This window comes from Flavobacterium sp. GW823-FHT06G12, assembly GCF_058794775.1.
In genome coordinates, this window is record NZ_JBXAHE010000002.1 from 1,059,581 (window position 1) to 1,082,585 (window position 23,005).

General features: G+C 32.5%; 18 protein-coding genes and 1 tRNA gene. 16 read left to right on the forward strand and 3 right to left on the reverse strand.

The features are described 5' to 3' along the window. The first annotated feature begins 4 nt into the window (after positions 1-4). From AC1Q5Z_RS11525 to AC1Q5Z_RS11570, 10 genes are all read left to right on the forward strand, one after another. Positions 5-1,612: a RagB/SusD family nutrient uptake outer membrane protein gene (locus AC1Q5Z_RS11525; RefSeq protein WP_198854718.1), complete on the forward strand. Its 1,608-nt coding sequence runs from the start codon at positions 5-7 to the stop codon at positions 1,610-1,612. 25 nt (positions 1,613-1,637) lie between these two features. Continuing rightward, on the forward strand, positions 1,638-2,453 hold the full coding sequence (locus AC1Q5Z_RS11530; RefSeq protein WP_343588697.1) for a SusE domain-containing protein: 816 nt from the start codon (positions 1,638-1,640) through the stop codon (positions 2,451-2,453). A gap of 445 nt (positions 2,454-2,898) precedes the next feature. Then, positions 2,899-3,099: a hypothetical protein gene (locus tag AC1Q5Z_RS11535; protein WP_198854716.1), complete on the forward strand. Its 201-nt coding sequence runs from the start codon at positions 2,899-2,901 to the stop codon at positions 3,097-3,099. An 88-nt stretch (positions 3,100-3,187) separates the two neighbouring features. Beyond that, positions 3,188-3,388 (forward strand): hypothetical protein, encoded by a 201-nt coding sequence (locus AC1Q5Z_RS11540; RefSeq protein ID WP_198854715.1) that lies wholly within the window; start codon positions 3,188-3,190, stop codon positions 3,386-3,388. A gap of 76 nt (positions 3,389-3,464) precedes the next feature. Further along, a complete protein-coding gene (locus AC1Q5Z_RS11545) occupies positions 3,465-4,631 on the forward strand; it encodes a DUF6625 family protein (RefSeq protein ID WP_492444912.1) in 1,167 nt (388 codons plus the stop codon). A 5-nt stretch (positions 4,632-4,636) separates the two neighbouring features. Continuing rightward, positions 4,637-6,019 carry a DUF6734 family protein gene (locus AC1Q5Z_RS11550; RefSeq protein WP_343588699.1) on the forward strand — a complete coding sequence of 461 codons (1,383 nt, stop codon included), beginning with the start codon at positions 4,637-4,639 and terminating at the stop codon, positions 6,017-6,019. Further along, a complete protein-coding gene (locus tag AC1Q5Z_RS11555; RefSeq protein WP_492444915.1) occupies positions 6,016-7,605 on the forward strand; it encodes a vitamin K epoxide reductase family protein in 1,590 nt (529 codons plus the stop codon). Before AC1Q5Z_RS11550 ends, AC1Q5Z_RS11555 begins: the two co-directional genes overlap by 4 nt. A gap of 2 nt (positions 7,606-7,607) precedes the next feature. Beyond that, positions 7,608-9,797 carry a cysteine peptidase family C39 domain-containing protein gene (locus tag AC1Q5Z_RS11560; protein WP_198855518.1) on the forward strand — a complete coding sequence of 730 codons (2,190 nt, stop codon included), beginning with the start codon at positions 7,608-7,610 and terminating at the stop codon, positions 9,795-9,797. 25 nt (positions 9,798-9,822) lie between these two features. Further along, positions 9,823-11,118, forward strand: coding sequence for an HlyD family secretion protein (locus tag AC1Q5Z_RS11565; RefSeq protein WP_492444917.1), 1,296 nt, complete (start codon positions 9,823-9,825; stop codon positions 11,116-11,118). 203 nt (positions 11,119-11,321) lie between these two features. Continuing rightward, complete coding sequence (locus AC1Q5Z_RS11570) at positions 11,322-14,198, forward strand: alpha-amylase family glycosyl hydrolase (protein ID WP_492444919.1); 2,877 nt, start codon at positions 11,322-11,324, stop codon at positions 14,196-14,198. Positions 14,199-14,348: 150 nt separating this feature from the next. On the opposite strand, the gene AC1Q5Z_RS11575 is transcribed toward AC1Q5Z_RS11570, so the two are convergent. The 3 genes from AC1Q5Z_RS11575 to AC1Q5Z_RS11585 form a co-directional block, all read right to left on the reverse strand. Further along, the gene (locus AC1Q5Z_RS11575) at positions 14,349-14,585 is read right to left on the reverse strand and encodes a DUF6814 family protein (protein WP_198854709.1); all 237 of its coding nucleotides are present in this window, start codon (positions 14,583-14,585) and stop codon (positions 14,349-14,351) included. 13 nt (positions 14,586-14,598) lie between these two features. Continuing rightward, entirely contained in the window at positions 14,599-16,092 is a 1,494-nt protein-coding gene (locus tag AC1Q5Z_RS11580; RefSeq protein ID WP_492444921.1) for an MFS transporter, read from the reverse strand. A 418-nt stretch (positions 16,093-16,510) separates the two neighbouring features. After that, positions 16,511-16,583, reverse strand: a tRNA-Phe gene (locus AC1Q5Z_RS11585). Between the two features lie 99 nt (positions 16,584-16,682). Here AC1Q5Z_RS11585 and AC1Q5Z_RS11590 point away from each other — a divergent pair. From AC1Q5Z_RS11590 to AC1Q5Z_RS11615, 6 genes are all read left to right on the forward strand, one after another. Further along, positions 16,683-17,417, forward strand: coding sequence for a type III pantothenate kinase (locus tag AC1Q5Z_RS11590; protein ID WP_343588704.1), 735 nt, complete (start codon positions 16,683-16,685; stop codon positions 17,415-17,417). After that, positions 17,410-18,639, forward strand: a complete 1,230-nt coding sequence (bamG, locus tag AC1Q5Z_RS11595; protein ID WP_198854706.1) for a BamG family beta-barrel-assembly machinery protein — start codon at positions 17,410-17,412, stop codon at positions 18,637-18,639. The genes AC1Q5Z_RS11590 and bamG overlap by 8 nt, the downstream gene beginning before the upstream one ends. Positions 18,640-18,690: 51 nt before the next feature. Continuing rightward, positions 18,691-19,248, forward strand: a complete 558-nt coding sequence (gene lptC, locus AC1Q5Z_RS11600; RefSeq protein WP_198854705.1) for an LPS export ABC transporter periplasmic protein LptC — start codon at positions 18,691-18,693, stop codon at positions 19,246-19,248. 4 nt (positions 19,249-19,252) lie between these two features. Continuing rightward, complete coding sequence (locus AC1Q5Z_RS11605) at positions 19,253-19,447, forward strand: hypothetical protein (protein WP_198854704.1); 195 nt, start codon at positions 19,253-19,255, stop codon at positions 19,445-19,447. A gap of 3 nt (positions 19,448-19,450) precedes the next feature. Next, positions 19,451-20,707, forward strand: a complete 1,257-nt coding sequence (locus AC1Q5Z_RS11610; protein WP_343588705.1) for a hemolysin family protein — start codon at positions 19,451-19,453, stop codon at positions 20,705-20,707. 107 nt (positions 20,708-20,814) lie between these two features. Further along, positions 20,815-22,914: a peptidylprolyl isomerase gene (locus AC1Q5Z_RS11615; RefSeq protein ID WP_345157059.1), complete on the forward strand. Its 2,100-nt coding sequence runs from the start codon at positions 20,815-20,817 to the stop codon at positions 22,912-22,914. Positions 22,915-23,005: the final 91 nt, after the last annotated feature.

The window sequence follows — 23,005 nt, forward strand, 5'->3', positions numbered from 1 at the left end:
CAAAATGAAAATATCATTTAAATATATATCTTACTTTCTCCTATTGATTTTGGGAGTGAGTATGACACTTGCTTCATGTACAAGCGACTTAGATGTAACGCCAAAGGATGATGACGAGTTTCTTTCTGATGACTTTTTTAAAGATCCAACATCTTACAAACAAGTATTAGCAAAATTATATGCTGGTTTATATGTAGGAGGAAATGATGGTGATGGTCAAGCAGATATTGCTGGTCTTGGAGGAGATTTCAGTAGTTACCTTAGGTTGATGTTTGTTACTCAGGAATTTCCAACAGATGAAGCTATTGTTGCTTGGAGTGATGATGGTTTGCCAGCTATAAATGGACAAAAATGGAGCCCAAGTAATCAGTTCTTGTACGGAATTTTTTCAAGAGCTTTTTATGAAATTAGTGTTGCGAATGAATTTTTAAGACAAAGTACAGACGAAAAACTTGAAGAAAGAGGTTTTGATGCAAAAGTAAAAGCAGAAGTAACTACTTTAAGGGCAGAAGCACGTTTTTTAAGAGCTTTTTCGTATGTGAATTTAATGGATTTGTTTGGAAACGTGCCTATTACAACTGAAAAAGATCCAGTTGGGTATTACTTTCCAGAACAAAAAACAAGAGCAGAAGTTTTTGCTTTTGTAGAGTCAGAATTAAAAGACATGGATGCTACTTTAGCAGCTTCTGGATCTAATGAATATGGTAGAGTTGATAAAACAGCAGCTAAATTTTTATTAGCACAAATTTATTTAAACTCTAAAGTTTATACAGGAACAGAAAGATATAATGATGTAGCTACAATATGTAACGAAATTGTAACAGGTTCTGCATATACTTTTGCTAATGTTCCTTACCGCTATTTATTTTCTGCAGATAATGATAGAAATGGAGCGCAAAATGAAGTTATTTTCCCTGTTGTTGGAGATGGAAATGCAATTAGAGCAATTGGTGGAGGTATGAGTTTTATTTTACACGCTTCTATTGGAGGAAAAATGGTTAGTGCAGATCAAGGAATGGATGGAGGTTGGTCTGGTATCAGAACAAGACCAGAGTTTGTTAGTTTATTTCCTGACGTAAATGCAGCTTCTGATAAAAGAGGAACATTTTTTACTGACGGACAGACTTTGGATATAGCTGATTACGGAGTGTTTACTAATGGTTATGCAGTTACAAAATTTACAAATGTAAATTCTGATGGTTCTAAAGCACAAAGACCTGATATGCCAGATACAGATTTTCCAATGTACAGATTATCAGATGTATATTTAATGTATGCTGAAGCTACGCTTAGAGGAGCATCAACAGGAAATATGACTACGGCTTTGGAATATATCAATAAAATTAGAGCAAGAGCAAGCGCTGGTATTATTACAAGTTCTGAATTAACATTAGATTTTCTTTTAGATGAAAGAGGACGTGAGTTATTTTGGGAATGTCACAGAAGAACAGATTTGATTCGTTTTGGTAAATTCACAGGATCATCTAAAATTTGGCAATGGAAAGGCGGAATTAAAAATGGTAGCGGTACAGATTCATATAGAGATTTGATGCCTATTCCGTCAAGAGCTATTCAAGCAAACCCAACTTTAAAACAAAATCCAGGATACTAACTAACCCTTATAAAAAATAAATAAAATGAAAAATATATATAAAATTTTAATCGCATTCATTGGTGTATTAGCGGTGTCATGTAATGCAGATGATGTAGAAGAAAGACCAGTAATTACGCCAGAGTCAACACCTGTTTTACTTAGCCCACAAAATGACTTTAACATTGTTCTTAGTAAAGAAAATGAAAAAGAAATTGCAACTACAGTAATTTGGGATTATGCAAAATATAGCGGTACTGCTACTGTTGTTAATTATACTATCGAAATTGCAAAAGCAGGTACAAGCTTTGCTGCACCTGTTGCAGTTACTACAACAACAGAGCGTTATAAAGCGTTAACTGTAGCTGAATTAAACTCTGCTTTGGTTAATGGTGGCTTTATTGAGAAAGAAGAAAACAGTGTTGATATTCGCATCAAAGCTACAGTTGGTACTGGAGCAGAAGCACAATATTCTAATTTTTATACTTTTAAAGCAACTCCTTACCATACACCATTAGCAACTTCTCACTGGTTAGTTGGTGCTGCAACTCCTGGAGGATGGACTTGGGATGGTGATGCTGAAACTGAGTTCCCACTAGTAGTTGGTAAAACAGATGTTTACCAAGTAACTGTTGTTCTTAAAAGCGGAGAAGCATTTAGAGAATTCTTAGGAAATAACTTTACAAGTAATGGTAACTGGGATGCAAGTCATAACTATACTTACTACTCTGGATTAGGTTATACTATTGATGACGAATTAGTAAACGCTGGAGATGGTGACAGTAACTTTAAATATACTGGACCAACAGGACCAAGAGTTTTAACAATCGATAACGGTGCTAAAACGATCACATTAGATTAATTTTTTGAGCATAATATTTCAAAAGGGCTGTCTTAATAGACAGCCCTTTTTTTATGCAATTTCCTCAAAACAGCCAATCGTTTTATTTTTATTATTTTGTGGTTAAAAATGAAATACTGATAATTATTTTATTATTTTTTTAATGTTATTGTTATTTATTAACACTATAACGTTATAGTTTGATTCAGAAATACCTTACCGTTAATCGGTAAGGTATTTTTTATATTTTTAAAAAATCAATAGCATTTTACTGCTAAAAATTCCCATTTTTTTGATTTATTAGTCTGATTAGTTTGTAGTTGCAAATGCAAATTAAAAGACTCTTAAATACAGGTTGCGCAACCTAAGACCGAGCCTGAAATTGATGTCACTAAAAGATGATTTTGTAACACCCAAAAAGCGGAAGCCGAAAAGCTTACGAGTAGGCTAGTTTAACTTATTAATAATGAAAAAAATTAATTTAAAAAGTATTAATGAGGGAATGAAAAGAGAAGAAATGCGAATGATAAAAGGTGGCTGCGGATGCGGCGCTGGTCTAGGTAGTTCTTGTATTCCTAATAGTCCAGTGTTTAATTGTGCTGCTCCTTTAAAATGTATTCCTAAACCACTATTTCCGGGAGATACATTTACTGCAGTTTGCTCTTAAGCTTTAAAAATGCATTTCAAACAACAACCAAAAAGCGGAAGTCGAAAAGCTAATGAGTAGACAAGTAAAACATTAAAATTTATTAAAAATGAAAAAGATTAGTTTAAAAAATATTACAGAAGGTTTAAAAAGAGACGAAATGAGAATGATTCAAGGAGGATCTGGATGTGGATCTCCAGCAGGAAGTTTCTGCTATGTAAACCATGGTATTTTTAATTGCGCACCAACTTTAAAATGTGTTCCAAAACCACAATATCCAGGAGACATTTATACAGGAATTTGCTACTAAGCGATTCTTTAAATTTTATAAAAAGACTATGCTATAAGTAATCTTATAGTATAGTCTGTTTTTTTAGCTCGAGAAAATGAATAAAATAATATTACTAAACTGTTACTTAGGAAAGCTTCCTTGGTATTTTGATTTTTTTCTAAAGTCTTGTGAGACTAATCCAAGTATCGATTTTGTTATTTTTTCTGATGATGAAGAAGAAAGAGAAATTCCGAAGAATGTAAAAATTATAAAATTTACATTGGAAGATTTCAATTCTTTAGCTTCACAAAAACTCAATCTTGATATTCAAATCTCTAGCGCTTATAAAATTTGCGATTTTAAACCCGCATTTGGTGTCATCTTTCAAAATCAAATTTCTGGATATGACTTTTGGGGCGTTTGTGATATCGATTTGGTTTTTGGAAGAATTAGAGAATTTATGACCGAAGAGCTACTGGATAATTTTGATGTCATTTCGGTTAAAGATTCTTTTCCGTCGGGTTATTTTTTACTGTTTAGAAATAATTCTATTGTCAATTATCTATTTGAAAAAAGTAAGGACTATAAATTCATTTTTACATCCAATGACAATTATTGTTTTGATGAATGCGGTGGAGCTTATGATGAAGTAATTTCAGGAATAAATATTCTTGATGTACCTACAGAAACAGAAAGTATTCATCATGTTTTAGTAAAAGAACAAAACAATATTAGAGTACATTTTGATTTGTTTATTATTGAGGGCACACCCGGAAAAATAAAATGGGACAATGGAATTTTGAGCTATAAAAATGAGTATGAAGTTTTACTCTATCATTTTAGCAGTTATAAGAATAACATTTTTGCCGTTCAAAAAAGATGGAAGAAAATACCCAAGTCCTATTATATTGATAAATACAACGTCAGAAAAAGTTCAAACATTTTTTTTGCTAAATGGACAGATCATATAAATCCAAATTTTAAAAATTTTCTTTTTAGAACAGACATGTTTTGGTCCAAAAAGTTAAATGTTACAGCATTGCGAAATTTGGAAAAAGGACAATATTCTTACATGAATCGGACTGTTTTTATTGGAAAAAATGCCAAACAGCAAAATTATTTATGTTATGAAAATCTGGAGAATCAGTTTGATTTGACTCAGATGATTTTTCATTCTAAGTATTTTTTTAATACACAGACCAAGCATTATTATAGACATGAAAAAAATAGTTTCTCGCAAGTATTTCTTGATGGAAACTTAATTAAATACTCCAAATTATAAAATCAATGAAAATAATTCAATCATTTTGGTCACAAAATCTAGACAATCCATTAGCTGAAAGTTACGGATGGCTTTCTGAAGCACACAATTGGTTAAGCTGGATATTAAGTGCAAATCAATTAGCTAAATTTTATAAGGTTGAGTTATATACCGATCAAAAAGGGTATGAAATATTGATTAATCAGCTTCAATTGCCCTATCATAAAGTTCATGTTGTTTTAGATGAGCTCAATCATTATCATAAAAGTCTTTGGGCAATGCCTAAAATTAAGACTTATAGTCTTCAAGACGAGCCTTTTTTGCATATCGATGGAGATGTATTTATTTGGAAAGAATTCTCAGATGAATTGTTGAACGGAGAATTTATTGCCCAAAATCTAGAAGTTACTACAGAATATTATGCAGAAATGTGGAAAGACATTTATCCTCATTTAGTATATGTTCCAGAAGAGATGAAAGATTACATCAATAATCATAACAATTACGCTTATAATATGGGTATAATCGGAGGTCGTAATTATGAATATTTCAAAAAATATGCAGCGATTTCATCAGAGTTTGTAGATAAAAATAAATTGGTTTGGAATTCTATTAACGGTTTTAATTTTAATATTTTTTTTGAGCAAGTATTGTTTTACAATATGGTAAAAGAGTCTTCAAAAAAAGTTAATTGCTTGTTTGCTGATACCCCAAATGATAGTAACTATATCGGATTTGGAGATTTTGATAAAGTACCAAACCAAAAAAGCTATTTGCATTTGTTAGGTACATACAAAAAAAGCGTGCGTATTTGCAGTAGTTTAGAGACTTATGTCATTAAAGAATATCCAGAGTATTTTGAGCGATTGAGAAAATTGTTCCCTTTTAATTTTTCACAATATAATATGTCATTTGATCATTCTAAAAACTGGAATTTGAAAAATGATTTTAAGCTTAAAAATGCTTTAGATGTAAAACAAGAATTTACAAACGAATATTTAGTAGGAAGAAATTTTATGTCTTTGGAGTTTCCACAGGAATTTGATTTTTTAATTGCTAATGATAAACCTTTTGAATTGTCGAAATTATCTGAAACAGAAATTACTGATTTTTTTGATGAGCAATTAAATGAAAATGTTAGATATGTAGTGCTGCCAGAATTAGATCAAAAAATATCACGTTTGAGTATAGATGAAATTGACGAATTGGTTCTAGAAGAACTTGCCGAGCCTATTCTTTACAAACAACTTATTCGCAACATGACGGCATATTTGGAAGAAGATGTAGATGAGCAGGGAAAAAACGATTTTATAGAACTGATCCAGAACAGAATTAGATTCTTTTTAGCAGAGAAAGTACTTTTTTTGAAAGCAATGATTGAAGAACCAGATTTAATTTCATCAAAATGATAGACTTTTTTTATCTAAAAAAATACCTTCATGAGCATAAGTATAGTCATCTTGGAGAAAAATTTTTACTCGAATTAGAAGCGCATCCAGATTATCCAAGCTTAATTGCTATGGTTGATGTGTTCAATTATTATGATATCGAAAATGTAGCAGCCAGAATTGATCAAAGCGAGTTGCCAAATTTGCCAGATACATTTATTTCTATTTTTTGCACTTATACAGGAAATGAAATTGTTTATACAAAAAAAATCGGGCAAGATTTTGAGATCCAATTTGCAAATGGCTTTGTTCAAAAACTTTCCAGAAGCGAATATTTAGCAGGATGGAACGGAATGATTGTAGCTATTGAAGAAAATGAAAATGCTGAAAACGTAGAGAAAAATATTCTTTTTAAGAGTGTTCCTTTGTTTTTATTGATCACAATCGGTTTTGCTTTTTTTCAAGTTTATACTAACAATATAATAAGCCCTTTTTTATCAATAGGATACTTTATAGCATCATTTTTAGGATTGGCAATTAGTATTTTTTTAGTTAGAGAAGATTTAGGATTTCATGACACTGCAATTTCAAGAATATGCTATGCTACTAAAAAAACAAGTTGTAAAGAAGTGCTTCATTCAAAAAAAGCAAAAATTTTAGGAGGTTTAAAATTGACAGATCTTTCTCTAATATACTTTTTCGGATTGACTGTTTTTTCAATTTTTACCAAATTTCAAGACTATATTTTTATTTATAGCTGTTTAGCTTTTTTTAGTATTCCCGTAATGTTGTATTCTGTTTATGTACAAAGTTTTATTGTGAAAAAATGGTGCATATTGTGTTTAGGAATCTTGCTTGCATTGGCAATTCAGGTTTTGATGGTTTTAAATTATGGTTTTAGCGCCAATCCAAATTTTGCTGAAGCTAAAAATGCTGTTGTGTTTTTGTTTGTTTTGATTTTTATAAGTTTTCTTTTTCTGGAAATTAAAAGACTTATAAAAAACAATTTGACCAATAATAGGATAGAGCTAAAATACAATCAGCTTAAAAGAAAATATCCTGTTTTTAAAGCTTTGATTGATCGTGAAAATAGTGTAGAAGAACTCGTTCTAGAAAAATTAGAAGCCATTGTGATTGGAGAAGAAAGCGCTCCAATTACAATCAATGCAGTCCTTAGTGCGTCTTGTATGCATTGTCATAAAGTTTATGAAAAACTAGTAAAACTGCAAACCAAAAATCCAGACTACTTAAAGGTAAAACTTGTCTTTAATATAAATGTCGAGAATTTGCAGAATCCATATAACATTATCTATAAACAGGCAATTGCTTATTATATAAAAGGAGAATACAACAAAGCGGTTTTGTCATTGAATGAATGGCATATCGATCGATTGGATTTTGAACAATGGAAATTGAAATGGCAAGACAACTATTCTGAAATCGGAATAGCACAAATACAATCGCAATACCAATGGTGTCTTGAAAACAAGATTTTTTATACACCGGCAATTCTCGTAAATGGGCAATTACTGCCTAAAGAATATGAAGCTCACGAACTCAATTTTTTTATTGATAATCTAATAGAAGAAAAAATCGCCGTATTTTGAAAATTACCTCTTTCCCTTTTTACAAACAGCCCGACACTAAAGATTGCGGCCCAACCTGCTTACGTATTATTGCAAAATATTATGGAAAAGTAATTGAACTGCAACAAATACGAAACCTTTCTGAAACCACTCGAGAAGGCAGCAGTCTTTTAGGTTTGAGCGATGCAGGAGAAGCGTTAGGTTTTAGGACGCTTGGGCTAAAAACTAATTTTGAAACTCTGCAAAACGAAATGCCTTTGCCTTGTATTGTGCATTGGAATAGTCAGCATTTTGTTGTGGTTTACAAAATAAAAAACGACAAAGTTTATGTCTCAGATCCAAGTCACGGTTTAATTATTTATTCTAAAGAAGAATTTATTAAGTTTTGGATTGGTAAAAATGCACACGAAAAAACAGAAGAAGGAGTTGCTCTTTTTTTAGAAACAACTCCAGAATTTTATAAAAACGAATGGGACGATGAAAACTCTAAAAGGAGCTTTAGTTATCTGACAAAATATTTGTTTCGTTACAAAGGCCTAGTAATCCAACTAATTATAGGATTGGCTGCGGCGAGTTTGTTTTCATTGCTGTTTCCGTTTCTTACTCAAAGTATTGTCGATGTCGGGATTCAGACTCAAGATTTGAACTTTATATATCTAATACTTTTAGCTCAATTAATGCTTTTTGCAGGTCAGACAGCAATAGAAGTGTTGCGTTCTTGGATTATGCTTCATTTAAGTACAAGAATAAATATTTCATTGGTTTCTGATTTTTTTATTAAACTGATGAAATTGCCGATTAGCTATTTTGATAGTCGAATGACTGGAGATATTATGCAGCGAATAGCAGACAATAGAAGAATTGAGCAATTGTTGACAGGAAGTTCGCTAAATGTAATGTTCTCACTTTTAAATCTAGTTGTCTTTAGTTTTGTACTGGCTTTTTATAATCTGCAATTGTTTTTGGTTTTTTTAATTGGAAGTAGTGTTTATCTCAGTTGGATTTTGTTTTTTTTGAAAAAAAGAAAAGAACTAGATTATAAACGTTTCTCTCAGGTTTCAAACGAGCAATCTAAAGTAATCGAGCTTATAAACGGAATGCAGGAAATAAAAATGCATAATGCCGAAAAGCAAAAACGATGGGGTTGGGAGTTTGTTCAGATTCGTCTTTTTAAAGTTAATATTCAAGCCCTGACTTTGGAGCAATGGCAATCTGTTGGGTCAAATTTTATTAATCACTTAAAAGATTTATTAATTACTTTTTTTTCTGCAACCCTTGTGGTTAAAGGAGATTTAACTCTCGGGATGATGCTGTCTGTACAATATATTATCGGACAATTAAACAGCCCTTTAATGCAGATGGTAGGTTTTGTGCGATCTCTTCAAGATGCTAAAATAAGTTTAGAACGATTAGGCGAAATTCATGACAAAGAAGATGAAGAGGATGCTTTAAATCCTAAAAATCACGATTTATCACATTCTGATGTTTTTGTAAAAAATATATCTTTTAAGTATACAGGAAGTCAGGATTATGTTCTAGAAAATTTAAATCTGTTGATACCAAAGCAAAAAACAACCGCAATAGTAGGAACAAGCGGAAGCGGAAAAACAACTTTATTAAAGCTTTTGATGAAATTTTATGAGCCAAATGCAGGAGAAATTGTTTTGGGGAATATGAAGTTTAGTACTATTTCTCCAAGTGCTTGGAGAGGAAAATGCGGTGTTGTAATGCAGGATGGATTCATTTTTAATGATACAATTGCAAATAATATAGCGGTTGGAGAAGATTATATCGACAAGAAAAAATTACTGCATGCTATTGAAACTGCCAATATCAAAGAGTTTATAGAATCTCTTCCGCTTTCGTACAATACTAAAATAGGAAATGAAGGAACTGGAATTTCGGGCGGACAGAAACAAAGGCTTTTGATTGCAAGAGCAGTTTATAAAAACCCTGATTATTTGTTTTTTGATGAAGCCACTTCTTCTCTAGATGCTAATAATGAGAAGATAATTATGGAAAATCTAAATCAGTTTTTGGTTGGGAAAACAGCAGTAATTATCGCTCATCGTTTATCAACTGTAAAAAACGCAGACCAGATTGTAGTTTTAGAAAAAGGAAGAATAGTCGAAATAGGCACACACAAAGAGCTCGTTCTTGCTCAAAGAAATTATTACGAATTAGTGAAAAATCAATTAGAATTAGGGAACTAGTTTCCTGTTAATATAAGATAACAAAATGGCATCAAAAGTTTTAGATGATTTAGAGTTGCGTTCTGAGGCCGTGCAGGAAGTATTGTCAAATCCTCCAGCATGGATTGTTCGTTATGGTATTTCTATTGTATTTGGAGTGATACTCTTATTTATTATTGGAAGCTGGTTTATTAAATATCCAGATGTAATACCCGCAAAAGCAATGGTAACATCTAATTATCCGCCAGAACGATTAGAATCAAAAGTCAATTCAAGAATTGTAAAATTGTACATGCCTAATTCTTCTCAGGTTAAAAAAGATGATGTTCTTGCAATTTTAGAAAGTACTGCCAATTTTGAAGATGTTTTAAAATTAGATAAAATGGTGTCTTCAATTCCATTAGATTATCAAGCGTTTTATTTCCCTTTTCAAGAAATGAGCAATTTACAGCTAGGAGATATTCAATCTTCATTTAGTCAATTCCATAAAGCTTATATCGAAAACGAATTGAACCAAAAACTACATCCTTATTCCGAAGAAATAAATGCAGGTAAAAGTTCGCAAACAGAAAACAAAAACCGATTAGAATCGCTATACGGGCAGCAAAAATTAGAGAAAGTTAAGCTTTCTTTGAGCGATGTTCAATATCAAAGATCGCTGCAGCTTTATGAAAAAGGAGTTATTTCAAAGTATGATTTAGATGTTCAAAAAGCAAATAATTTACAAGCTAAGCAAAGCTATGATCAGATAAATACAGCCATTTCTCAACAAAGAGAAGCAATAGAACAAGCAAAAAAACAAGTAGTAGCCAGTGAAATTTCTCAAAAGAAAGCAGACGTTACTAATTTGGCTTCTTTGTTTCAAGCATTAGATGAATTAAAAAAAAGCATTCGAATCTGGAAACAGAATTATTTATTTCAAGCCAATTATGATGGAGTTTTTAAATTTCAAAATTCATGGAAAGAAAATCAGCTCATAAAAGCAGGTGACTTGTTTGCGACAGTATTGCCAGAAAATCAAGGGCAATATATAAGTAGTCTAAAAGTTCCGTCGCAAAATACAGGTAAAATAAGGCAAAATCAAAAGGTTCTAATAAAATTAGATAATTATCCTTTTCAAGAATACGGAATGCTGGAAGGCCGTGTTCAGTCTATGTCGACAATAGCAGACAAAGAAGGAAATTATTTTATTGAAGTAGTCATGCCCAATGGACTTCAAACTAGCTATGGCAGAAAGATAAAATTTGATAAAGAATTGACAGGATCTGCAGATATTATTACTGATGAAATGCGCCTCATTGAACGTGTTTTTTATCAATTTAGAAAATTAGTTCAAAGATAAATATGGAGTTCTGATTTTTTTACTTAAAAAATGAAGCATACTGAATTTTGTTTTTATAATAATTTTCAGAGATTTATTATAAAGTTTTAAACACTACAACGTTGTCGTAAGTCTATTTTAGAAGCGCTTCTCCAAGTTCTCGACTTAATAAGATACCTTTATTAATTATCTCAATTTTTTGCTTGATTAATCATTATTTAAATATGAAAAAAACTTTACTTTTTATTTTCTTTTTATTGTCGATTATTGCTGATGCTCAACAGATAACAGTGTCTCCAGCTGTGTTTCAGGTTAATCAACAGATCAAAATAACAGCTTCATTTGCATCGGGTACATGTAATACAATGGGAACAAGTCCTACCAAAGTATATATGCATGCAGGTATAGGTAACGAAGCAAATGCTTGGCAAGTTGTTAAAGGAAATTGGGGAGCTGACGACGGTGTTGGCCTAATGACAAAAGAAACAAACGGAACTTGGAGCATTACCATTACACCGAGTGTTTATTTTGGGTTGACTGCTACACAGCAATCGGCGGCGACAAAAATGGGAATTGTATTTAGAAATGCAAATGGAAGTCAGACCTTAAAATTGGCGCCATCATGTTCTGATTTTTTTGTTAGCGTAGGATCTTTTCAAGTTACCTTGACTTCTCCAGCCGAAAATAGCACTTCAATTGTTTCGTCAGGTTCAAGTTTTAATATTGCTGCAACAAATACTGGTGGAGCAGGCAGTTATACTTTAAAAGCTAATGGAGTAACCATAAATACAAATGCCAGTACTTCAAGCTATTCGTATACGCATACCAATATTACAAGCAATCAAAGCTATGAGCTAATCGCAACTCAAGGTACAACTACAATCTCAAAGAAATTTGCAGTAGTTGTAAATCCAAATACTGTTTCTCAAGCTATGCCGACAGGCTTAGTTGATGGAATTAATTATAACGCTTCAGATGCCACAAAAGCGACTTTAGTATTAGATGCACCTCTTAAAGATTTTGTTTATGTTGCTGGAAGTTTCAATAACTGGCAGCCAACGTCGGCTTATGCTATGAAAAAAGATCCTTCTTCGGGTAAATTTTGGCTAGAATTAACAGGTTTGGTCTCAGGTGTAAATAATACGTACCAATATTGGGTTGTAGATACAACTCCAATTGCAAATTCACCATCAATGGTAAAAACAGCAGATCCGTATTCAACCTTAGTTTTATCACCTTATGATGATTCTTCAATTCCTGCATCAAAATATCCGAATATGCCGGTTTATCCTGCAGGACAAAATTTTGAAGTTACAGTTTTAAAAACAGGACAAGCCTCTTACAATTGGAAGGTGACTAATTTTGATAAACCTCAAAAAGAAAAATTAGTCGTTTATGAAGTTTTGGTTCGTGATTTTGATGCATCAAGAAGCTATCAAAGTTTAATTGATAAAATAGATTATTTTAAAAATCTAAAAATCAATGCTATTGAATTAATGCCAGTAATGGAATTTGAAGGCAATGAAAGTTGGGGTTATAATACTTCATTTCATATGGCTTTAGATAAGTTTTATGGAACTTCGGATAAATTAAAAGAATTTATTGATCTGTGCCACCAAAACGGAATTGCAGTAATTCTGGATGTTGCATTAAATCACGCTTTTGGAAGAAATCCTATGGTAAGAATGTGGATGAATGATCCTGATGGAGATGGTTTCGGGTCTCCTACAACAGAAAATCCATATTTTAATACAGTAGCAAAACATACTTATAGTGTTGGTGAAGATTTTAATCACCAATCATTAAAAACACAATACTATGTAAATCGTGTTATTAAACAATGGATTGAAGAATATAAAATTGATGGTTTCCGTTGGGATTTGACAAAAGGATTTACGCAAGCATGTACAGCTTCAAACGAAAGTTGTACAAATAGCTATCAGCAAGATAGAGTAGATGTTTTGAAAAAATATGCCGATTATTCATGGAGTTTAGATCCGACACATTATACTATTTTCGAACATTTAGGTACTGATGCCGAAGAACAGCAATGGGCAAATTATCGTGTTAGCGAAACACCAAGTAAAGGCGTGATGATGTGGGGGAAAATGACAAAAGAATACAATCAATTGTCAATGGGATATGCGTCTGAAAGCAACATTTATAGAATGAATAGCACAAGTCGTGGATTTACTGCCAATCGTTTAATGGGTTATGCTGAAAGTCACGATGAAGAACGTTTGATGTATAAAAATGTACAGTATGGAGCTTCAAACGGAAGTTATAATGTAAAAACATTAAATACAGCTTTATCTAGAATGTCTGCAATTGGAGCAGTTTCTTTATTAATTCCTGGACCTAAAATGATTTGGCATTTTGGAGAATTAGGAATGGATGATTCTATTTTTAGCTGTAATAACGGAACTGTAAATGATGAAACAACAACAACTCCAGGAGATTGTAAATTAGATACAAAACCACAACCACAATGGACAGAAAATTGGCTTGGCGATTCAAATCGAAATAAAATATACAATGACTGGGCTAAAATGATCACACTTAAAAAGACAGAACCTGTATTTTTAGGGACAGCAACAATGGCAAATACCACTACTTTGACAGTAAATATCAAAATTACAAACAGTAGCTTGGCTTCGACTCAGCTTAAAGATGTTGTGATTTTGGCAAATTTTGAAACAACTGCACAAAATATGATTCCAGCATTTCAATACACTGGGGCTTGGTATAACTTAATGGATAATTCAACGATAAATGTTACCAATGTAAATACTCCAATTAGTCTAGCTCCAGGAGAATATAGAATTTATGGTAATAAACAAGCAAATTTGGCAATAGAAGATTTTGAAAAAGGAAATCAGGTCAACCTGTATCCAAATCCTGTTTCCGATTATTTTACTTTAGGTTTTGCAACTTCAAAAGTAGATATCTATTCTATTACAGGACAATTAGTAAAAACATTCAATACAAACGGAAATGCAGATTATCAATTCTCAGTTAGTGGTTTAACTTCTGGTTTATATCTTGTAAAAACGTTTGACGAGAATAATAAAGTTCGCGTTGTGAAATTTATTAAAAATTAGGTTTGGTTAGTAATGAAAAAGGGCTGTCTAGAAATGGACAGCCTTTTTTTTGAGTAGTTTTTCGCTATAAATGTCTTATTTAATATTTTAATGTCTTTTTGGGGTTGTAGAATTATTAGACATTAATTTTATGATTTAACTATGATTGTTTTATTTGTTTTTTCTTTTAGGTTCGTTGTATTCTCCAATCAAAGAGTAATATCCAAATGTTCCTAATCCCATTACGATAAGCGGAGTTAGTATAAATAAAATAATTACACCAAATACCAAATCGTCTTGTTGATCTGAAAGAAGTTTTGGCAAACCAAATTCAAACACGCAAAAATAGGCGGCAGCTGCAGCCAAAGCAATCCATAACGCCCCTAAAACCTGTTTAATCGCATTCATTTTTTAATAAATTTTAAAGGTGAGTAATTTTGTTTTTGTTGTCAATATAAATCATTCCAATAACAAAGCAGATTCCAGCAATAATTATCGGATACCATAATCCGTCCAAATAATAATCGGTTTTGCCTGCTGTTTTGGCGTGTGATACAAAATAAGTAGAAATAGCGGGAAGCAATCCGCCAAAAATTCCATTTCCTACATGATAAGGTAGTGACATAGAGGTGTATCTAATTTTGGTTGGAAACATCTCAACTAAAAATGCTGCAATTGGACCATAAACCATTGTTACGAAAAGCACCTGAATAAAAACCAAAAAAATTAAAGTCCATTTATCACTTGAAGTTATTTGGATTGAAATATTTGTTTGTACATCTTTTTTATCCATGTACGTTTTTTTCTCGATCATGGTTGTGCCGTCAGTGTACTTTTTTTGACTTATTGTAACAGAACTCCCATCAGCTTTCTTTTCAGTCGTTTCTCTAGGATTTTCTACAATTTCTGTTTTTTGACTGATATCTGTTGTGTTATACATTGCTGTGTAAATAGATCTGTAAGATAAAATAGCAATCAACATTCCAAACATCATAATATATTTGCGACCCACTTTATCACTTAACCATCCAAAAACAATAAAAAATGGTGTTCCAATTAAAAGGGCAATTCCCAATAATTCGTCTACTTGTGAAGAATCGACATTCATTACTGTTTTCATAAAGCTCATAGCGTAGAATTGCCCCGTGTACCAAACAACACCTTGTCCCATTGTGGCTCCGAACAAAGCCAAAAGAACAAACTTTAAATTGTACCTATTTCCAAAGCTTTCCTTTAACGGATTTGTACTTGTTGTTCCTTCTTTTTTAGCTTTCGCGAAAACAGGAGATTCATCCATGTTTTTTCGAATTAAGTAGGAAACTCCAACCATAGCGATTGAAACCCAAAAAGGAACACGCCATCCCCATAAGTCAAAATTTTCTGCAGAAAGCGCGCTTTTGGTTGCTAGAATAACCATTAAAGAAATAAATAAACCAACAGTAGCAGTTGTCTGAATCCAAGAAGTCCAATATCCTTTTTCTCCTGGTGGCGCATGTTCTGCAACATATGTGGCTGCTCCGCCATATTCTCCTCCAAGAGCAAGTCCTTGAAGTAGACGTAAAATCAAAACCAATAAAGGAGCTAAAAAGCCAATTGTTTCATAACTCGGAATACATCCAATTAAGAAAGTAGAACCACCCATTAATAATAAGGTAGCCATAAAAGTATATTTACGTCCAATGATATCACCAAGTCTTCCAAAGAATAAAGCTCCAAATGGGCGAACTACAAATCCGGCAGCAAATGTGGCCAAAGTAGATAAAAATGCAGCGGTTGGATTGTCACTTGGGAAAAATTTTGTTGAAATAACGACAGCCAAACTGCCAAAAATGTAAAAGTCATACCATTCGATCATGGTACCCATAGAAGAGGCCGAAATTACTTTCCAAATGCCCTTAGTAGAAGTTTTGCTCATAAAACTGCTTTGAGATCTTGTTAGTGAATCAAATATAAAAATACAGTTTTACGAATATAGAAGGTTATTTTTTATTCAGTCAATACTTTTTTAACAAAAACTATTAATTTGTTGACTTTTGAGTTTAACCGCAAAGATGCAAAGAAAAACCGCAAAGGTTCGCAAAGTTTTTTTGAATTGGCTCCAGCTTTAGCTGGAGTTTGAATAAAAAGAAATCGGAATGGCTTTAGCCGAAAATGCATGATTTGGCTAAAGCCTTATTGTTCGTTTGTTAAATACCTCCAGCTGAAGCTGGAGGCTATTCAAAAAATTAATACAAAAAAATTAACTTAATGACATCATCCATGACTATAGGGATTGTGATTAAAAAACAGAAAAGTATAAAAAACAAAAAACCCACTCGGTTGAGTGGGTTTCGTGGTACCTCCAGGGATCGAACCAGGGACACATGGATTTTCAGTCCATTGCTCTACCATCTGAGCTAAGGTACCGTGCTTGTTGCGGGTGCAAATATATAATCATTTTTGGTTTGTGCAAAACATTTTTTAGAAAAAATCTATTCGTATCTTCGCAAAAGCAAAAAAGGAAATATGATTTTAACAATCGATGTTGGCAATACGAGAATTAAAGCATCTGTATTTGAGGATAATACTTCTCTAGAAAATTTTGTTTTTGATAAAAATGAAATCGAAAAAAAAATTGAAAATATTTTAGAAAAATATCCAAAATGCTCCGATTTGGTTGTTGCTTCTGTTGGAAGTATCGAAAAAAAGTCTTTTTTAACTTTTGAAAATAGGCTGAAAGTTCATTTTTTCACTCACGAAGATGTTTTTCCTTTTCATAATAAATATGCAACACCAAAAACTTTGGGTATAGACCGAATGATTTTGGCAGCAGGAGCGACACTGCAATTTCCAAAACAAAATCGTTTGGTTATAGATGCTGGAACATGCATTACCTACGATTTTATCGACGAAAATGATAGTTATTTAGGAGGAGCCATTTCTCCAGGGCTTCGTTTGAGATATGAATCACTGCATAATTTTACGGCCAGACTGCCGTTACTTACTTTAGAAGAACCCGATTCTTATGTAGGAAACTCGACGGCACAAGCCATTCATTCTGGTGTTGTCAACGGTTTCGTCTATGAGATTGACGGTTTTATCGATGAATATCGCAAAGAGTTTTCAAATTTTATCATAATTTTAACGGGAGGCGATGCAGATTTTTTGGCTAAACGATTAAAAAATACCATATTTGCCAATTCAAATTTCCTTCTGGAGAGTTTGAGCCAAACATATCAATATAAAATCGACAATGATTAAAAAAGTAATACTAAGCGCTTGTTTGCTTATATCGTTCGTTTCATTCGCTCAACAAGGTACTGCGTCACCTTATTCTTTTTTCGGGATAGGAGATGTGAGATTCAAGGGAACACTTGAAAACAGATCTATGGCTGGAGTTGCAGTAGAGCAAGACACGATTCACTTAAATTTAGATAATCCGGCAAGTTATGCCAGTTTAATTCAGACAACTTTTACAGTTGGAGGAACATATGCGACTTCTAATTTAAAAACGACTTCGCAATCAGAAAAAGCACAACGCTCTACTTTTGATTATTTAGCATTAGGAATTCCGATGGGAAAATTTGGTGCTTCATTTGGTTTGATTCCTGTCAGTTCAGTAGGTTACAAAATTCGTGAAGATAATTCGGCAACAGAAGGAGCGACAAGTTCTCAGCTTGACGGAAAAGGTGGTGTCAATAAAGTATATTTCGGTTTATCATACAAAATAATGCGTGGTTGGAACGTTGGGGTAGATGCGCAATATAATTTTGGTAAAATTACAACTACTAGTATAGAAGCAATTACTGGTGTTCAAAACGGAACGGCAGAGGTTAATACTTCAGAACTTTCAGGTGTTGGATTTAGTTTTGGAACAATGTATCAGAAAAAAATCAACAAAAAAACTAGTGTGTTTTCTAGTTTGAGTTATTCTTTTGCTAGTAACCTGAATTCAGATAATACAAGAGTTATTTCGGTTCAAGGCGATTCAGATCCTTATGTAATTCCAACAGAAACAACAAAATTAAAACTTCCAAACAAATTGAGTATTGGTTTGGGTGTTGGTGAAGCTAGAAAATGGCTTGTAGGAGCAAACATGACGTTTCAAGGAGACGGACAGTTAGCAAATTATTATAACTCTGCAAGCAATGTAAGATACGAAAGCTATTCTAAATATGCAATTGGAGGATATTACCTTCCAAATTATGCTTCTTTTACTAGTTATATGAGCAGAATTACTTATAGAGCTGGTTTGAAATATGAAAAAATTGGTTTAATTGTTAATAACGAATCAATTAAAGATGTTGGTATGACATTAGGAGCAGGAGTCCCGATTCCAGGATCTTTCTCAAATGTGAATTTCGGAATTGAATTTGGTAAACGTGGTACAACGGCAGCAGATTTAGTTCAAGAAAATTATGTTAATTTTAGTGTGAGTTTCTCTTTCAATGATAAATGGTTTGTGAAGAGTAAATACCAATAAACAAAATATATTATCTTTTAGAAGCTCATTACAATTTACTACATTTGGCAAATGAATTTACCAAAAAGATATAGTCTAATAGTTGTCACAGTTATTGCTGTGACAATGTTTTTTGGATGCGAAAGTAATTTTAAAGAAGTTCAGAAAATTAACTTCTCAGAATTTGTCCCTGCCAGCGATGCCGATACTGTAAATATTAAATACACAGATTCTGGCCGTATTACTGGTGTTTTGATAAGTCCGAAAATGTTAGATTATTCAAATCTTGATTTTCCGTTTACAGAATTTCCTAAAGGAATCGATGTTACTTTATATGATAAAAGACAAAAACGAACCTTTATAAAAGGTAACTATGCGGTTTCATATAAAAACACTGGGATTATTGATTTGATAGGAAAAGTAAAGATTACTTCAGAAGCTGGGCAGATTTTAGAAACAGAACAGTTATATTTCGATCAGAAAAACGAATGGTTTTATACAGAGAGAAAATTTAAATTGACCGATAAAAAAGGAGTTTCTCATGGTCAGGGAATAGATTTTAGCAAAGATTTTAAAGTGATCAATTCGCAGCGTGTAACGGGCGAAATTGAATCCAACGAAGAATTATAATATTATGGGTTATTTAAAATATACACAATACGTTTACATCCTTTTTGCAGTTTTCTTTACTTATGATGGTATCGTAAAACTTAATGAAGGAGATGAGAGTTATCCTTTTTATTTCGTAATTGCAGGAATGGCTGTTTTTATGTTTTTCTTTAGGAGAAGATTTCTTAATAAGTATAATGATCGAAATAAAAAGCAATAAAAAATGGAAATTAGTATTATAATAATCTGTTTAATACTAGCCGCCTTTTTTTCTGGGATGGAAATAGCTTTTACATCCGCCAACAAAATTTATCTCGAAATAGAAAAGAAACAAGACGATTTCTTGTCTCGAATCTTAACAAAGCTAACCGAAAATCCGTCCAAATTTATTGCTGCCATGTTAATTGGCAATAATGTAGCTTTGGTGATTTACGGTTTTTTTATGGGTGATCTGATTTTGAATTGGATGACTTATTTTGGCTTTGTTTTTTCTGATTGGTGGAATATTCTTATTCAAACACTTCTTGCGGCATTTATAGTCTTGCTGACTTCAGAATTTTTTCCGAAAGTTTTTTTTCAAATTTATGCCAATTCTTTAATTAAAATTCTGGCTCTTCCAGCTTATCTGTTCTACAGATTATTTTACTATATCTCTACTTTCTTTATCTGGATTGCCGATTTTGTGCTAAGTAAGTTTTTTAAAACAGAAGGAAGTCAAATTCATTTGTTTAGCCGAATTGAGCTTGGAAATTACATAACAGAGCAAATGAGCACGGTTGAAGAAGACGAAGAAGTAGATTCTGAAATTCAAATCTTCCAAAATGCTTTAGAATTTTCTGCTGTTAAGGCGAGAGAGATTATGACGCCTCGAACAGAAATTGTAGATATAGATTTGTTCGATAGTGTTGACGATCTTAAAGCTTTATTTATAGAAACAGGCTATTCTAAAATCATCATAAGTCAAAATTCACTCGATGACATTGTTGGATACGTCCATTCTTTTGATTTGTTTAAAAAGCCGTCTACTATAAAATCAGTCTTGATGACGGTTGAATTTGTTCCAGAAACGATATTTATTAAGGATGTTTTGAATTTATTGATCAAAAAACGAAAAAATGTTGCAGTAGTTTTAGATGAATATGGAGGAACTTCAGGCATTGTTACAATTGAAGATATTGTAGAAGAACTTTTTGGGGAAATTGAAGACGAGCACGATTTAGATGAAGAATTGATTGAAGAAGAAATTGGAGAAGGTAAGTATTTGTTTTCAACGCGATTAGATGTTGAGTATTTAAATGAGACCTATAAATTAATGATTCCAGAAGAAGATTCTTATGAAACTTTAGGAGGTTTTATAGTCAATCATACAAAAGAAATCCCACAAAAAGGAGATAAAATTGTAGTAGATAAGTTTCATTTTCGCATTGAAGAGGCGTCAAATAAGAAAATAGAACTAGTCAAATTGACAATTAAAGAGTGATTTTTTAAATTAATGAAAAAAAATGTTGAAAATAAAACGCTAGTTGTATTGTTATTAACTAGATAATTGTATTTTCGCAAACTGAATATAAAATTAACGATAATAAAATGGCAGTTTTAGCAAAAATTAGACAGCGTTCCGCTTTATTGATAGGAGTTATTGCACTTGCATTATTTGCATTTATAATACAAGATCTATTTACAAGAGGAACATTTGGTCAAAGTTCAAAAGATGTAGGAAGCATCGATGGAAAAGATATTTCATTTGAAGACTTTAGAGTTAAAGTTAGTAATGTTGAAAAAAGTGGACAAGGAATAACTTCCACTGAAGCTGCAAACAGAGTTTGGGATCAAGAAGTTTCAATCGCTTTATTGTCATCTCAATTTGATAAATTAGGATTGAGAGTTGGTGAAAAACACATTTTAGAGGTTTTGAAATCAGATCCAAATATTGGTAAAAACCCAATGTTCTTAAATGCAGCAGGAATGTTTGATGTTGCTAAGTTTAAAGATTATTTTAAAACAAACCCAGAAGCAGCACAATACATCTCTCAAAAAGAGAAAGATGCTGAATTGAATGCTAAGTTTCAAATCTATAATACTTTAATCAAATCAGGACTTTACACAACTGCTAGTGAAGGAAAATTAAAGTATGAAATGGAAACTAATAAAGTGAGTTTTGCATATGCAGCTGCTCCTTATTCTTCTATTAAAGATAGTGAAGTTAAAATCTCTGATGATGAGATCGTAGCTTACATGAAGAAAAACGAGAAAAAATTCAAAGCTGATGCTACTCGTGAGATTCAGTATGTTTTAGTTGAAGATAAAGCTTCTAAAGAAGATGAAGCTGAAATTAAAGCTAAATTGACTGCATTATTATCTGGAAGTGTTGTTTACAACGCAAAAACAGGTAAAAACGATACATTGCCAGGATTTAAAAACGCAACAAACGTTGCAGAATTTGTAAATGCAAATTCTGATGTTCCTTATGATTCTACTTACGTTCCTAAAAATGCATTGCCAGCAGTTGATGCTGACAAATTATTCAGCTTGCCAGCTGGAGCAATTTACGGACCATATGTTTATGGAAGATACTATGCAATCTCTAAATCTTTAGGATTTAAAGCTGGGGTTAATGCAAAAGCAAGTCATATCTTAATTGGATACGAAGGATCTCAAACTCCAAACCCGAAAGAGAAAAGAACTAAAGAAGAAGCTAAAGCTAAAGCTGAAGAAATCTTAGCTCAAGTTCAAGCTAATCCTGATAGCTTCATGATGTTAGCTTTTACAAGTTCTGATGATTCATCTGCACAACAAGGTGGTGATTTAGGATACTTTGGGCCAAACCAAATGGTAAAACCTTTCAATGATTTTGTATTCAGCAACGGAATTGGTAAAGTTGGTTTAGTAGAAACTCCTTTCGGATTTCACATTATCAAAATTACAGACAAACAAGACGGAATTCGTTTAGCTACAATTGCTCAAAAAATCGAGCCATCTGAAGCTACTTCTGATAAAGTATTTACGTTAGCAACTAAATTTGAAATGGATGCTGCTAATAAAGATTTCAATGCTGCAGCTAAAGAATTAGGTTTAAAAGTTGCTCAGCCAGTTAATGCAAAAGCTATGGATGAAGCGTTTGGACCATTAGGTAACCAACGTAACATTGTAAGATGGGCTTTTGATAAAGAAACTGACAAAGGAGATGTAAAACGTTTTGAAATTGCAAACATCGGACACGTTATTGCACAATATAAAGGCGAAAACAAATCTGGTTTAGTTTCTGTTGATATGGCAAGACCTTATGTTGAGCCAATCTTAAAAAATAAGAAAAAAGCAGAATTATTAAAAGCTAAAATGCAAGGTTCAAGCATTGAGGCTATTGCTAAAGCTGCAGGAGTTGCAGTTCAGCAAGCTACAGACGTAACTCTAGATAACCCAGTTCTTCCAGGTGGAGTTGGACAAGAGCCACAAGTTGTAGGTAATGCTTTTGCTTTGACTGCAAACAAAATCTCTGCTCCAATTGAAGGAAATACAGGTGTTTATGTTGTTAAAAACATCAAAACTGTAAAAGCTCCTGCAATTGCTAATCACGCTGCTTACGTAGAGAAAGTAAAAGCTCAAAGCGCTAATGATGCAAGTAGAGTGTTACCAGCTTTGAAAAACAATGCTAAAATTGAAGATAACAGATTACAATTTAATTACTAATTAAAAAGTAATTTATATTATAAAAACCCGAAACACTTTTTGTGTTTCGGGTTTTTCTTTTTTAGAATATTAACAATTACAGCTTGTCCTT

Bases quoted from the DNA above. Each gene is read 5' to 3' on its own strand.
- AC1Q5Z_RS11525 (WP_198854718.1), top strand. From the start codon at position 5: ATGAAAATATCATTTAAATATATATCTTACTTTCTCCTATTGATTTTG.
- AC1Q5Z_RS11530 (WP_343588697.1), top strand. From the start codon at position 1,638: ATGAAAAATATATATAAAATTTTAATCGCATTCATTGGTGTATTAGCG.
- AC1Q5Z_RS11535 (WP_198854716.1), top strand. From the start codon at position 2,899: ATGAAAAAAATTAATTTAAAAAGTATTAATGAGGGAATGAAAAGAGAA.
- AC1Q5Z_RS11540 (WP_198854715.1), top strand. From the start codon at position 3,188: ATGAAAAAGATTAGTTTAAAAAATATTACAGAAGGTTTAAAAAGAGAC.
- AC1Q5Z_RS11545 (WP_492444912.1), top strand. From the start codon at position 3,465: ATGAATAAAATAATATTACTAAACTGTTACTTAGGAAAGCTTCCTTGG.
- AC1Q5Z_RS11550 (WP_343588699.1), top strand. From the start codon at position 4,637: ATGAAAATAATTCAATCATTTTGGTCACAAAATCTAGACAATCCATTA.
- AC1Q5Z_RS11555 (WP_492444915.1), top strand. From the start codon at position 6,016: ATGATAGACTTTTTTTATCTAAAAAAATACCTTCATGAGCATAAGTAT.
- AC1Q5Z_RS11565 (WP_492444917.1), top strand. From the start codon at position 9,823: ATGGCATCAAAAGTTTTAGATGATTTAGAGTTGCGTTCTGAGGCCGTG.
- AC1Q5Z_RS11570 (WP_492444919.1), top strand. From the start codon at position 11,322: ATGAAAAAAACTTTACTTTTTATTTTCTTTTTATTGTCGATTATTGCT.
- AC1Q5Z_RS11575 (WP_198854709.1), bottom strand. From the start codon at position 14,585: ATGAATGCGATTAAACAGGTTTTAGGGGCGTTATGGATTGCTTTGGCT.
- AC1Q5Z_RS11580 (WP_492444921.1), bottom strand. From the start codon at position 16,092: ATGAGCAAAACTTCTACTAAGGGCATTTGGAAAGTAATTTCGGCCTCT.
- AC1Q5Z_RS11590 (WP_343588704.1), top strand. From the start codon at position 16,683: ATGATTTTAACAATCGATGTTGGCAATACGAGAATTAAAGCATCTGTA.
- bamG (WP_198854706.1), top strand. From the start codon at position 17,410: ATGATTAAAAAAGTAATACTAAGCGCTTGTTTGCTTATATCGTTCGTT.
- lptC (WP_198854705.1), top strand. From the start codon at position 18,691: ATGAATTTACCAAAAAGATATAGTCTAATAGTTGTCACAGTTATTGCT.
- AC1Q5Z_RS11605 (WP_198854704.1), top strand. From the start codon at position 19,253: ATGGGTTATTTAAAATATACACAATACGTTTACATCCTTTTTGCAGTT.
- AC1Q5Z_RS11610 (WP_343588705.1), top strand. From the start codon at position 19,451: ATGGAAATTAGTATTATAATAATCTGTTTAATACTAGCCGCCTTTTTT.
- AC1Q5Z_RS11615 (WP_345157059.1), top strand. From the start codon at position 20,815: ATGGCAGTTTTAGCAAAAATTAGACAGCGTTCCGCTTTATTGATAGGA.